At 64.2% G+C, this 12,605-nt stretch carries 13 protein-coding genes and 1 pseudogene; 12 read left to right on the top strand and 2 right to left on the bottom strand.

The window, feature by feature from the left end:
• Window positions 1-344 precede the first annotated feature (344 nt).
• From AB4Y44_RS41725 to AB4Y44_RS41685, 9 genes are all read left to right on the top strand, one after another.
• On the top strand, window positions 345-1,115 hold the full coding sequence (locus tag AB4Y44_RS41725) for a GntR family transcriptional regulator (protein WP_342925426.1): 771 nt from the start codon (window positions 345-347) through the stop codon (window positions 1,113-1,115).
• A complete protein-coding gene (locus AB4Y44_RS41720; protein WP_342925427.1) occupies window positions 1,112-2,851 on the top strand; it encodes a fumarate reductase/succinate dehydrogenase flavoprotein subunit in 1,740 nt (579 codons plus the stop codon). Before AB4Y44_RS41725 ends, AB4Y44_RS41720 begins: the two co-directional genes overlap by 4 nt.
• 11 nt (window positions 2,852-2,862) lie before the next feature.
• Entirely contained in the window at window positions 2,863-3,108 is a 246-nt protein-coding gene (locus AB4Y44_RS41715; protein ID WP_368702747.1) for a ferredoxin family protein, read from the top strand.
• A gap of 46 nt (window positions 3,109-3,154) precedes the next feature.
• Window positions 3,155-4,582 (top strand): ABC transporter substrate-binding protein, encoded by a 1,428-nt coding sequence (locus tag AB4Y44_RS41710; protein WP_368702746.1) that lies wholly within the window; start codon window positions 3,155-3,157, stop codon window positions 4,580-4,582.
• 49 nt (window positions 4,583-4,631) lie between these two features.
• The gene (locus AB4Y44_RS41705) at window positions 4,632-5,492 is read left to right on the top strand and encodes an ABC transporter permease (protein ID WP_368702745.1); all 861 of its coding nucleotides are present in this window, start codon (window positions 4,632-4,634) and stop codon (window positions 5,490-5,492) included.
• A 44-nt stretch (window positions 5,493-5,536) separates the two neighbouring features.
• Window positions 5,537-6,307, top strand: a complete 771-nt coding sequence (locus AB4Y44_RS41700; protein ID WP_342925436.1) for an ABC transporter ATP-binding protein — start codon at window positions 5,537-5,539, stop codon at window positions 6,305-6,307.
• 36 nt (window positions 6,308-6,343) lie between these two features.
• Window positions 6,344-7,339 (top strand): HEAT repeat domain-containing protein, encoded by a 996-nt coding sequence (locus AB4Y44_RS41695; protein WP_342925430.1) that lies wholly within the window; start codon window positions 6,344-6,346, stop codon window positions 7,337-7,339.
• The gene (locus AB4Y44_RS41690; protein ID WP_342925431.1) at window positions 7,336-7,629 is read left to right on the top strand and encodes a gamma-butyrobetaine hydroxylase-like domain-containing protein; all 294 of its coding nucleotides are present in this window, start codon (window positions 7,336-7,338) and stop codon (window positions 7,627-7,629) included. Before AB4Y44_RS41695 ends, AB4Y44_RS41690 begins: the two co-directional genes overlap by 4 nt.
• Window positions 7,630-7,765: 136 nt before the next feature.
• Window positions 7,766-8,590: a hypothetical protein gene (locus tag AB4Y44_RS41685; protein ID WP_342925432.1), complete on the top strand. Its 825-nt coding sequence runs from the start codon at window positions 7,766-7,768 to the stop codon at window positions 8,588-8,590.
• A 44-nt stretch (window positions 8,591-8,634) separates the two neighbouring features.
• Here the strand turns inward: AB4Y44_RS41685 and AB4Y44_RS41680 are convergent, their stop codons facing one another.
• Both AB4Y44_RS41680 and AB4Y44_RS41675 read right to left on the bottom strand, forming a co-directional pair.
• Complete coding sequence (locus AB4Y44_RS41680) at window positions 8,635-9,636, bottom strand: MvdC/MvdD family ATP grasp protein (protein ID WP_368702744.1); 1,002 nt, start codon at window positions 9,634-9,636, stop codon at window positions 8,635-8,637.
• 96 nt (window positions 9,637-9,732) lie between these two features.
• A complete protein-coding gene (locus AB4Y44_RS41675; RefSeq protein WP_342925434.1) occupies window positions 9,733-10,023 on the bottom strand; it encodes a microviridin/marinostatin family tricyclic proteinase inhibitor in 291 nt (96 codons plus the stop codon).
• A gap of 308 nt (window positions 10,024-10,331) precedes the next feature.
• Between AB4Y44_RS41675 and AB4Y44_RS41670 the strand changes: the two genes are divergently transcribed.
• The 3 genes and pseudogenes from AB4Y44_RS41670 to AB4Y44_RS41660 all read left to right on the top strand — a co-directional run.
• Window positions 10,332-11,327, top strand: a complete 996-nt coding sequence (locus AB4Y44_RS41670; protein WP_368702743.1) for an aldo/keto reductase — start codon at window positions 10,332-10,334, stop codon at window positions 11,325-11,327.
• 216 nt (window positions 11,328-11,543) lie between these two features.
• A complete protein-coding gene (locus tag AB4Y44_RS41665; protein WP_368702748.1) occupies window positions 11,544-12,290 on the top strand; it encodes an SDR family NAD(P)-dependent oxidoreductase in 747 nt (248 codons plus the stop codon).
• Window positions 12,291-12,418: 128 nt separating this feature from the next.
• A pseudogene (locus AB4Y44_RS41660) lies at window positions 12,419-12,605 on the top strand (chloride channel protein); the annotation flags it as partial.

Here is a 12,605-nt window from a genome sequence, read left to right as displayed (position 1 = left end):
CGAACAGGAAATCGGAGAACTCAGCCAGAAGTCGGGAAGACGCCGGTATTTGAGTTCATATCGTTGATTTATCAGGAAGTTATGGTGTGAAGTTTACAGGTCCTATGCCTCGTATACAAGCACTTTCGGGGCTTAAGTTGAGAGCATTGCTGTGCGGGGCGGCACCTGCATACCGACGCGAAAACAAGAAAAGGCCAAAAGCGCCAAGCCCCCCTCCGCGATAGCATCAAAAACCACAACGAAGCAAACCCAAACACCAAAGAAATACAAATCAGAATTCGTTAGTTTGTCGCGAATGGAACCCTGACTAAACTCCACATCCATCTTGTTATGACAAGCCAACCATGCCCCGAACGAATCTGGTGGCGCTTTCCCCCCAGCCGCTCTACGTCCAGATCAAGGACACACTGCGCGAACGCATCCTGAACGGCACTTATGCGCCGCACAGCCAGATGCCCTCCGAACACGAGCTATGCGCCCTGTTCGGCGTCAGCCGCATCACCGTGCGCCAGGCGCTAGGCGATCTGCAAAAGGAAGGCCTGGTCTTCCGGCTGCACGGCAAGGGCACGTTCGTCTCCAGGCCCAAGGCATTCCAGAACGTGACCTCGCTGCAAGGCTTCGCAGAAGCGATGTCGTCGATGGGCTACGAGATCGTCAACCAGCTGCGCAGCTTCAGGATCGTCAAAGCCGATCGACACGTCGCGCAACGGCTCAATCTCCCGGAAGGCGCGCCGGTCGCGGAAATCCACCGTGTGCGCATGCTCAACCGCGAACCGGTGTCGCTAGAACTCACGTGGGTGCCCGAAGCGCTCGGCAAGCGGCTCGCCAACGCCGACCTCGCTACGCGCGACATCTTCCTGATTCTCGAGAACGACTGCGGCGTGCCGCTCGGTCATGCCGATGTGTCGATCGACGCGATTCTCGCCGACGACGACATCGCCCGCGCCCTGCGCGTGGAAGACGGCAGCCCGGTGCTTCGGATCGAACGCCTGACGCACGACGCATCCGGCAATCCCATCGACTACGAATACCTCTATTTCCGCGGCGACGCCTTCCAGTACCGACTGCGCGTCGACCGCCAGAAAACCCGTGCAAGGGGAAGGAAAGCGCAATGAATACCGAAGTGCTCGAATACGACATCGTGGTCGTCGGCGGCGGCACGGCCGGCCCAATGGCGGCAATCAAGGCCAAGGAACGCAACCCGGCGCTCAAGGTGCTGCTGCTCGAAAAAGCCAACGTCAAGCGCAGCGGCGCGATCTCGATGGGCATGGACGGCCTGAACAACGCCATCATTCCCGGCCACGCCACGCCCGAGCAGTACACCCGCGAGATCACTGTCGCCAACGACGGCATCGTCGACCAGGAGGCCGTCTATGCGTATGCGCGCCACAGTTTCACGACCATCGAACAGCTCGACCGCTGGGGCGTGAAGTTCGAGAAGGACGGCAACGGCGACTACGCCGTGAAGAAGGTCCATCACATGGGCGCCTACGTGCTGCCCATGCCCGAAGGACACGACGTGAAAAAGATCCTCTACCGGCAGCTCAAACGCGCGCGCATCGAGATCACGAACCGCATCGTCGCCACGCGGCTCATGACCGACTCTCAGGGCCGCGTCAGCGGCGTGCTCGGCTTCGACTGCCGCACCGCGCAGTTCCACGTGGTGCGCGCCAAAGCCGTGATCCTGTGCTGCGGCGCGGCCGGGCGCCTCGGCCTGCCCTCCTCCGGCTACCTGATGGGCACTTACGAGAATCCGACCAATGCGGGCGACGGCTACGCCATGGCGTACCACGCGGGCGCCGCCCTCGCGAACCTGGAATGCTTTCAAATCAACCCACTTATTAAGGACTACAACGGACCGGCATGTGCGTATGTCACCGGTCCGCTGGGCGGCTTCACCGCGAACGGCAAGGGCGAACGCTTCATCGAATGCGATTACTGGAGCGGCCAGATGATGTGGGAGTTCTACCAGGAACTGCAGAGCGGCAATGGTCCCGTGTTCCTGAAGCTCGATCATCTTGCCGAGGAAACGATCCAGACCATCGAGCAGATCCTGCACACCAACGAACGTCCGAGCCGCGGACGGTTCCACGCGGGACGCGGTACGGACTACCGTCAGCAGATGGTCGAGATGCATATCTCCGAGATCGGCTTTTGCAGCGGGCATAGCGCGTCGGGTGTCTACGTGAATTCGCGCGCGGAGACGACCGTGCCCGGCCTCTATGCAGCAGGCGACATGGCGGCCGTGCCGCACAACTACATGCTGGGCGCGTTCACCTACGGCTGGTTCGCGGGCGCCAACGCGGCCGAATACGTGGAAGGCCGCGAGCACGCGCGCCTCGACGAAAACCAGATCGCCGCCGAACGCGCGCGCATCTACGCGCCGCTCGAGCGCGAAAACGGACTCGCGCCGGCCCAGGTCGAATACAAGCTGCGCCGCATGGTGAACGACTATCTTCAGCCGCCCAAGGTCACGCGCAAGATGGAGATCGGCCTGCAACGCTTCGACGAGATCGCCGAAGACATCGAGTCGATCAAGGCCAACAATGCGCACGAGTTGATGCGCGCCGCCGAGGTGCGCGCCATTCGCGACTGCGCGGAAATGGCGGCGCGCGCCTCGCTGTTTCGCACCGAAAGCCGCTGGGGTCTGTATCACCACCGGGTCGATTACCCGCAGCGCAACGACGCCGAATGGTTCTGCCACACGCATCTGCGTAAGGACGCATCCGGCAGGATGACGAGCGAAAAGCGCGCGGTCGAGCCGTACATCGTCCCGCTCGCGCAAGCGGATCGAGGCGCCTACGATCAGCTGCGCATTCGCGAATCCGCGGAACTCGCCACCGAACACTGAGGAATTCGAATATGTCCTATACGCCGCACGAAATCTTCCAGCGCAGCAGTGCGCCCGTCACGATCGACGAAAACCGCTGCATCGCAGACAAGGGCTGCACGGTCTGCGTGGACGTGTGCCCGCTCGACCTGCTCGCGATCGACGTGAGCAAGGGTAAGGCCTATATGCAATTCGACGAATGCTGGTATTGCATGCCCTGCGAACGCGACTGCCCGACCGGCGCCGTCAAGGTAGACATTCCGTACCTGTTGCGCTAACCGCTGCCACCCCACGACGGTTCCCGAATCGCCTGCCAAACAAACCATGAAAACACGCCAACGGATTCTTCGCTTTCTCGCCGCCCAGCTGCTGTTGAGCGCGGCGATCACCGTACACGCTGAGACGATTCGCGTAGCGATCGGCACCCAGGACACCACCATCAACTGCGCGACGGGCGGCCTCCTGATCCGCGAACTGCATTTGCTCGACAAGTATCTGCCGCACACCGGCAAATACGCGAACGTCACCTACGACGTGCAGTGGAAAGACTTCACTTCCGGCGCGCCGCTCACGAACGAAATGGTGGCCGGCAAGCTCGACTTCGGCGCCATGGCCGATTTCCCGGGCTCGCTCAATGGCGCGGCGTTCCAGAAGGCGGGCCGAAAGAGCCTCTTCATCACCGTGCTCGAAGGCAGCACCGAGGGCAGTGGCAACGGCATCGTCGTGCCCGTCAACTCGACGCTGCATTCGATCGCCGACCTCAAGGGCAAAACGATCTCGGTGCCGTTCGCCTCGACGTCGCATGGCATGCTGCTGCGTGCGATCAAGGCGCAAGGCTGGAACCCCGATACCGACGTGAACATCATCACGCAAGCGCCGGAAGTGGCCGGCAGTGCCCTCAAGGCGGGCAAGATCGACGCCCACGCCGACTTCGTGCCGTTCGCCGACCTGTTCCCGTATCGCGGCATCGCTCGCAAGATCTACGACGGCGCGCAAAGCCATGCGCCCACCTTTCACGGCGCGCTCGTCGATGCCGCCTACGCACAGAAGTACCCCGAAGTGGTGGTCGCGTATCTGCGCGCGGCGATCGAGGCGAATCGCCTGATCGCAGAAGATCCCGAAAAATATAGCCTGCTGATCGAGAAGGTGACGGGCATCGAGGCGCCCGTCGACTACCTCTATCATGGCCCGCTCGGCCTGCAAACGCGCGATCTCACCTGGAAGCCGGAGTACCGCCAGGCGGTGGGGACCGCCATCGACACGCTGAAGCTGCTCAAGAAGACGGATGTCAATCTCGATGCGAACACGTTCATCGACGACCGCTACATCCGCGAGGCGTTCAAGGAGTCGGGGCTCGACTATGACGCCGCGCTCAAGAACTACGCGCGGCAACCGCTCGCCGCAAACGACGCGCAGACCGGCAAGCCCATTCGCGATTTCCTCGCAGTCACGCAGGTGTGGGTCGCCAACGAGGCGCACGCGCGCAACTATGCGAACGCGGCAGAAGGATTCGCTGCGCTCGCGAAATTCGAACAGTCCGGCAGCAAGGTGCGCGCCGTGTACGTGCAGGACCACGACAGCGGCCAGAAGCTTTTCGCTTCCGACGCCTGGTACGTACGCGACGCGCATGGCGGCGTCACCGCCTTCCTGCAGAAAGCGGGCGCCGATGTCTATGCACAGCACACGGCAGGCATCGTCGTCGACTATGCCGCCGCAAAAACGGGCGCCCAGCAGGCCATCGCTTCGCGCTAGCGCGTCGTGCCCTGTCCGCCCGCTCACTTGCTATTCATGAGGAGTCCGCATGTCTGCCACGCTTGACCTCGCAGCCCGGCAACGCCCGGCCGTCCAGGAACCGGCACTGACTGCAGCCGCGGCGCGCCGCGCACCGATGCGCCGCCGCGCATGGCGCGCCGGCTCGATCGTGCTGTTCGTGGCCACCTGGCAGCTGGCCGTTCATTACCGGCTCTCGCTTGGCATCATCACATTCGCGAACGTCCCTTCGCCCGCCGACGCCATTCCCGCGCTATGGGTGCTGCTCCATTCGCCCAAGTTGCCGATGCACCTCGCCGCGAGCCCGACACGCGTGCTGGCCGGCTTCTGCGCGGCGGCCCTGGTCGGCGTCGGACTCGGACTCGCGATCGGCCGCTATCGCGCGCTCGAAGATGTGCTGCTGCCGCCGCTCGAGGTGCTGAGGCCAATCCCGGCGGTCGCGTGGATTCCACTCGCGATCCTGATGTTTCCCTCTTCGGAACTGAGCATGATGTTCATCACGTTCATCGGTGCGCTGTTCCCGATCCTCCTGAACACGATCCATGGCGTGGAAGCCGTCGACCCCCGCCTCGTCGCCACCGCGCGCGGGCTCGGCACCGGCTCGCTGTCGCTCTACACGGAAGTGGTGTTGCCGGGCGCCGCGCCTGCGATCTTCACGGGTCTTTCCATCGGCATGGGCACCGCCTGGTTCTGCCTCGTGACCGCGGAAATGATCGCCGGGCAGTACGGCATCGGCTATTTCACCTGGGAATCCTATACGCTGCAGAACTACGCGGATATCGTCGTCGGCATGGCGCTGATCGGCGTGCTCGGCATGGGCAGCAGCCTCCTCGTCAAACGCATCGGCGCGGCGCTGACGCCGTGGTACCGCTTGCGGGGAGCACGCCAGTGAACACGCCTGCCGCCATCCAGCCGGAAGCCCGCACAAGGGCGCCGGTGTCCCGCGCGCCCGGGCGCATCGACGTGCGTTCGCTGACCGTGGAGGTCGGGCCGCCGCACGCGCGCTTCGCCGCGCTCGACTCACTCGACATCGATATCGCACCCGGCGAGTTCGTGTGCGTGCTCGGGCCGTCCGGCTGCGGAAAGTCCACGCTGCTCGGCGCCATTGCGGGACACGTCCCGGCCACGCAGGGCGAAGTCGCCGTGGACGGTCTCGCAGTCGAGCGCCCGCATCCCGAGCGCGGCCTCGTGTTCCAGCAGCACACGCTGTTCCCCTGGAAGCGTGTGATCGACAACGTGGCCTTCGGCCTGAAGATGAAGGGCGTCGGCGCGAACGAGCGTCGCCGCGAAGCGGCCGACCTGCTCGCGCTGGTCGGCCTCGCGGGATTCGAGTCGCACTACCCCGCGCAGTTGTCGGGTGGCATGCAGCAGCGTGTGGAAATCGCACGCGTGCTGATCAACCGCCCGCGCATTCTGCTAATGGACGAGCCCTTCGGCGCACTCGACGCCCAAACGCGCCGCATGATGCAAACGCTGTTGCTCGACATCTGGACGCAGATCCGCACGACCGTCGTGTTCGTCACGCATGACATCGACGAAGCACTGTTTCTCGGCGACCGCATCCTGATGCTCTCGCAACGACCCGCGCGCCTCATTGCCGATATCGCGGTGCCGCTCGCGCGGCCGCGCAGCGACGAGAGCACGACCGAAGCCGGCTTCATCGACATCAAGCGCCGCTGCCTCGCGTTGCTGCGCGAAGCGGCGTAGCCCCGCAGGCGCCCACCAGACAACTGCCCTTCCCCCATGACCGTTTCCGCTCCCATCTTGCCGAACCCGCCGCACCCGAGCGCCGAAGCGAGCGCCCTGCTCGCGCGCCTCGCCGACGTCGATCCCGCCGTGCGCCGCATCGCGCTCTTCGAACTCGCCGATCTCGAAGACGAAATGCTGCTGCCCGCTTTCGTGGCCACGCTACGCGACGATCCCGCTCCAGACGTCCGGCGCGAAGCCGCCGCCGTGCTGGCCGCGTGGGAAGACGACGACGTCGTCGAAGCGCTCTGCGCCGCGCTGCTCGACACCGACGACGACGTGCGCGAAGCTGCGGCGCAAAGTCTTTCGGAATTGAAAGCCCAGTCGTCGGGCCACGTGCTGCGCCGGTGGGCCGCGCGGCCCGAACCGTTCGTGCGCCGCGCGGCGCTGCGCGGCCTGCGCGAACTCCGCTTTGCGGATGCCTTCGAGCCCGCCCTGGATGCGCTTGCGGACACTGAGGCCGACGTGCGGCTCGAGGCCGTCGCCGTGCTCGGCTGGCTGAAGGAGGAACGCGCGCTGGAGGCGCTCGCCGCGCTCGGCGCCGGCGACGCGCACCCCGACGTCCGCCGCGCCGCCGTTGGCGCGCTCGGCTTCGCATCGCCGGACGATCAGGCCACGCTCGACGCGCTGCTCACGGCGTTGCGCGACGACGCCTGGCAAGTGCGCGAAGAAGCCGCGACGACGCTTGGCAAGCTGCGTGCCGCGACGGCGCTCGCACCGCTTGTCGAAGCGCTCGGTGACGCCTACTGGCAGGTCCGGCTGCGCGCGGCTCGCGCGCTCGGACAGTTACGCGATGCGCAAGCGGCCGCCGCCGTCGCCACGCTGCTCGCGCATTCGATCAGCAATCTGCGCAAGGAAGCGGCGCTCACGCTCGGCGAACTGGGCGCGCGCGAGTCATTGCCGGCGCTGCAAAGCGCGCTGCAGGACCGCGATCCCGAGGTGCGCAAGGCCGTGCGCATCGCGATCGGCCAGATCGAGGGTGCAGCGCCATGAACACGCCGCTCGAGGTCCGCAACGACGCCGCCGCGCGAGCGCTCATGCTCCGCTGGCCGGCGGGCGAGACACAACGTGTGGACCACGCCCGGCTGCGCGCGGCCTGCCCGTGCGCAGCCTGCCGGCGCATGCGGCTCGGCGGCGCCGCGCCCGCGGCCGCAGCGGGCGTGACGTTGATCGGCATCGAGCCGATGGGCTACGGCGTGCAGCTCGCGTTCAGCGATGGCCATGCACGCGGCATCTATCCCTGGCCCTACCTCGAGCAACTTGGGCGCGGCGAGGACCGTTAGCTCGCGCCCCGGACCTTGCAGCCACCCTGCGCGCTTCAATCTTCGATTAAAGAACGCTCGCGGCGCGCCGATATGCATGCCAAGCCATGCTCGTTTGACCGGCGACCCATCCGTTGACAGAGAATCGAAGAAAAAGATGCGAACCAGAATAACCCGCCTGCTCGTCGGCACTTCCCTCACATCCGCTGCGCTGTTGTCAGGATGCGTCCAGTTCGTGCCGGTCAAGGATATGGCCAACGACAAGCCCGGCTATCTCGCGGCGCACTTTGGCGTGGACTCGTTGCCCGCGAGCGTTCGCGAAAAGATGCCGGCAGCGGGCACGCACGTGCTGCCCTTCAAGGTCCTGACGGTGCTCGGCAAGGTAACGGGCCATGTTGGCACGGCGGGAATCGAGCGAGACTTCAAAACCGTGCTGATCAACGCGCAAGACACGGGCATGGTCCAGCAGGTGTATGAAAGCTCGGCGAATGGTGTGCCCGCCGCCGCAACGTTCAGCCTCTCTTACCTCAACATTTACAGCCTGAAAGAGGAAACGGCGAACTACGCTCAGACGGCGGCGTTCATTCCCTTCGTCGCGCACGACGCCGACAACAGCCAGTTCGCGTTCAAGGCGCCGCAAGAGGACGAAACCTATACCACGACGTTCAAGTTCGGCACGACGGTCCAGATCGTCAACTTCCGGGCACTCACGTGGACCTGCCATACGAGCCGCTACTATCCGGCCTCCCAGTTCAATGCCGCGCTCACCGGCAAGGCGATCGACCTGGACTGCGAGCAGACGAAAGACGGCATCGTCCAGAACAAGACGCGTCGAACGTATCTGACCCAATACGGCATCGGCCTGACCCGCTCGGTCGCCACGACTGCCGGAAAGCTGGACTGGACCTATAGCGGCTTCGACAAGGACGGGCAACAAACGCTGACGCCGCACGGCCAGAAAGCGCTCGAAAAACCGGTTTGAGGTCGAGACCGTGACGCGGCGCGAGCGTCGTCACCGCCCTTTTGTCACGACCCTCGCCCGTTCGCAACGAGCAGGTCGGCAATCGCACCCGAGAGCGGCAATCCCGGGTGCTTTTCCAGCCAGAAGAATTCGCCGACCGGGTTGACCTCCAGAAAGCAGTGGCGGCCGTCGGGGGTGAGGATGAAATCTGCGGCGCCGTAGTTGAGGTCCAGCGCATGCATGAGTCTCAGCAACCCGTTCTCGACCTCGGGCGGCAATGCGTACGGCTCCCACTCTTCGAGCAGTCCAAGGCCGTCTCGGCGCCAGTCGACACTCGTTTTTTCGGACCGCTGCGAATCGATCGACGCGGTGAACACGCGATTTCCCACGATCGTGGTCCTGAGTTCCAGCGCCTTGGGCACCTGCTCCTGAAAGATGGCCGGGCAATAACGAAGGTCATCGAGGCGCTCGAGGTCTTTGTCGTGCACCGCGCTGGTGAAGACCACCTTCTGCTCGCACAGCTCGTAGATGGCAAACGATGACAGCGTCTTCATGATCATCCCCTGCCTGCATTCGCGTGCAAAGCTGCGCACCGCGTCTGGCGCATTGGTGATCAGGGTGCGTGGAATCGTGAGCCCAACCTCTCTCGCTATCTTGAGCTGAAGCTGCTTGTTATCCGCGCGGCGCAGACGGTGCACGGGATCGAGATGAAACGCATCGAGGCTCGCAATCATGCCGTGCAGCGTGGCGCGCGACTGATCGACTGCAGCCCGCCTGAGCTGCCGGTCCATCGCCTCGGGGATGCACTGCCCGATGGCGATTCGCCGGTACCACACGGCGGACACCGTGCTCAGGTCCAGCTCGTAGTCCTCACACGCGATAATCTGCCGTTCCTCCTCACCGCTGTAGTGGCTGGAGAGCCGAATATCGGCAGGAAAGCGGTTGGTATCGAAGCGGTAAGCCATGCCGCCTTGCGCCGCGACAGCATTCATGACCAGCGCGATACTGTCGTTGTCGTTGCTGTGGGTGATGATCAGTACCACCGGCCGTGGGTGCCGTTCGGACATGGTTGCGCTCCTCTGTTGAAGGCGCTCAGCGGGATGGCACCCTGCCGCGCGCCCGACGCCGCTCCAGGCATGGCCGCCTGACGATGTACGGCAATACTAAATATGCGCATTTTCGCTATCCGAGGGATACGCCATGGTCGTGACCGGCGAGGTGGGGGCGCCGGGCATCTGTCCCATTGGCCACCCCATGTGCCGGAGCATGCCCAGGAAGTCGGGCAATTCGCCGACCGGCATGCCTTCCTGGTCGGACGGCGCCATCATCGTCACGACCGCACCGCCACGTATGGCCTGCATCTCCGCAGCCGTGAGGTTCCTCGAAAACTGACCTTCGAGGAAATGCGAGAAAAACGGTACGGGTTCCTGATTTTCAATCTTGACGTCAGACATGATGCTTACCTCGCTCGAAGTGTGGGGCCATTGATAGCCACTACGGCGGCACAGGCCGCCGCCACGTCCTGCAACCGCCGTGCCAGCCGTCCGCGCTTCACGGCGGCGCGCCACGGCCTGTCGTGGCGGAGAATGGATGTCGAATCCGGGCCAGAATCGTTGGTTCGAAGACAACGCGCGGATACGCAAAGGTGGCCATTGACCAACAGCAGTGCCAGCAGCGGGGCAAACAGCCAGCTACACTACGGGCGCACAGGCTATTGCAACGCCTGCGAGACAACTGCGCAAACCCCAGGAGGAGCACGCAAATGACGCTTTCGAAGAGAAAATTTGGGCGGACCGGCTGGAATGTGTCCGAAATCGGTTTTGGTGCATGGGCAATCGGCGGCTCGTGGGGCAGCGTTGGCGAAGACGACGCCAGAGCCGCGCTGAACGCCGCGCTCGATAACGGCGTCACGTTCATCGACACCGCCGACGTCTACGGCGACGGCCGCTCGGAGCGCATTATCCGGGACGTGCTGCGCGAACGCGGCGGCGAACGTCCCATCGTGGCGACAAAGCTCGGACGCCGGCTCGACCCGCACGTAACCAGCGGCTATCTGAACAAGCGCGAACTCGAAGGCTTCATCGACCGGAGTCTCGCGAACCTGGGCGTGGACACGCTCGACCTCGTGCAACTGCACTGCCCGCCGACGGAGGTCTATTACCGCCCCGATGTGTTCGACGCGATGGACAGCTTTGTCGCCGCCGGCAAAATCCGCTTTTACGGCGTTTCGGTCGAAAAGGTGGAAGAAGCGCTGAAGGCGATCGAATATCCCAACGTGGTGTCAGTGCAGATCATCTACAACATGTTCCGTCAACGTCCTGCCGACCTGTTTTTCCGCGAGGCGCACAGGAAAAACGTTGCGGTCATTGCGCGAGTGCCGCTCGCCAGCGGCATGCTCACCGGCAAATTGTCCGCCGATTCCGTTTTCGCGGCAGACGACCACCGTGCGTTCAATCGGCATGGCGAGGCATTCGACGTAGGCGAAACGTTCTCGGGCGTGCCGTACGACGTCGCCTTGAAGGCGGTCGATGAACTGCGCGGCCTGGTACCCGTGGACGCCTCGATGGCACAGCTCGCCCTGCGCTGGATACTCATGGAGGACGCCGTCTCCGTCATCATTCCGGGCAGCAAGAACGCGGCCCAGGCGGCGTCGAACGTCTCGGCGGCGAACCTCGCGCCGCTCTCCGACGCGGCGATGCAACGCGTGCGGGACGTTTACGAACAATATATCGCGCCGCACGTCCACCAGCGCTGGTAAAAGCCCTTGCGGATGCGGCCGCTGGAATTTCTGCCCCCGCTTACTCCATTTTGCTGCGCCCCGATTGTTCGGCTGATCCTGCCAGTCAATTCGCGCCCGGCCGCTTTATCGCGGCGGCGCGGACCTTTAGATTTGTGGTGATCGCCGGCCGATGGCTTCATACGAGTCGAGACGCCGGTTCCATTCGATGCTGCGACTTACGGTAAGGAGAACATGATGGGCAAACTTGCAGGCAAGGTGGCGATCGTCACGGGCGCGTCGAAAGGCATTGGCGCCGCGATCGCCAAGGCCCTCGCGGCCGAAGGCGCTTCGGTGGTCGTGAACTACGCGAGCAGCAAGGCGGGCGCCGATGCGGTTGTGAGCGCAATTGCCGCGGCCGGCGGCAAGGCGGTTGCCGTTGGCGGCGACGTGTCGAAGGCGGCCGACGCGCAAGGCATCATCGGCACGGCCGTCGAAACTTACGGTCGCCTCGATATCCTCGTCAACAACTCGGGCGTCTACGAGTTCGCGCCGATCGAAGAGTTCACGGAGGCGCAATACCGCAAGCAGTTCGACATCAACGTGCTCGGCGTGCTGCTCACCACGCAGGCGGCCGTGAAGCATCTTGGCGAGGGTGCGAGCATCATCAACGTGAGTTCGGTCGTGACGACGGTCACGCCGCCGACGACGGCTGTCTATAGCGGCACGAAGGGCGCCGTGGATGCAATCACGGGCGTGCTGGCACGCGAACTGGGACCGCGCAAGATCCGCGTGAACGCGATCAATCCTGGCATCATCGAGACAGAAGGCGCACACGCGATCGGCGTCATCGGATCGGATTTCGAAAGCCATACGGTCAGCCAGACGCCGCTTGGACGCGTGGGCCAGCCGGACGATATCGCTTCGGCCGTCGTGTTCCTCGCGTCGGACGACGCCAAGTGGTTGACGGGCGAGCATATCGTTGCCAGCGGGGGCCTGCGCTAAGGCGGGTGGGTGAAACCGGCTGGCGCGAAAAAACGCGTGCGTGCTACTCTCCCGAAGACCGGTCATGTCGTCCTGGCGGCGGCACGACCGGCAACGCTTCGGAACGAGGGGTTTGGCCCAGCCGCTTCATGCGAGTCTCCGACCTTGTAGACAGCCGCACGATCCTGCGCAGCCGGCGACGCTGGCTGTATTTCGGCGTGTTCTGGCTCGGCGCCATCGCGACGGGGCTCGTCGCGGTCGTGTATGCGCGGCTCGTCGACTTCGGTTACTCGCTCTTTGTGCAGATGACAGGCCACAACCGGTGGCTGCCACTCG

Origin of the sequence: Paraburkholderia sp. BR10937, from assembly GCF_040965695.1 — a bacterium.
In the GTDB taxonomy this organism is placed as follows: domain Bacteria; phylum Pseudomonadota; class Gammaproteobacteria; order Burkholderiales; family Burkholderiaceae; genus Paraburkholderia.
The sequence above is the reverse complement of the archived record's forward strand: the minus strand, read 5'-3'. Positions and strand labels throughout refer to the sequence as shown.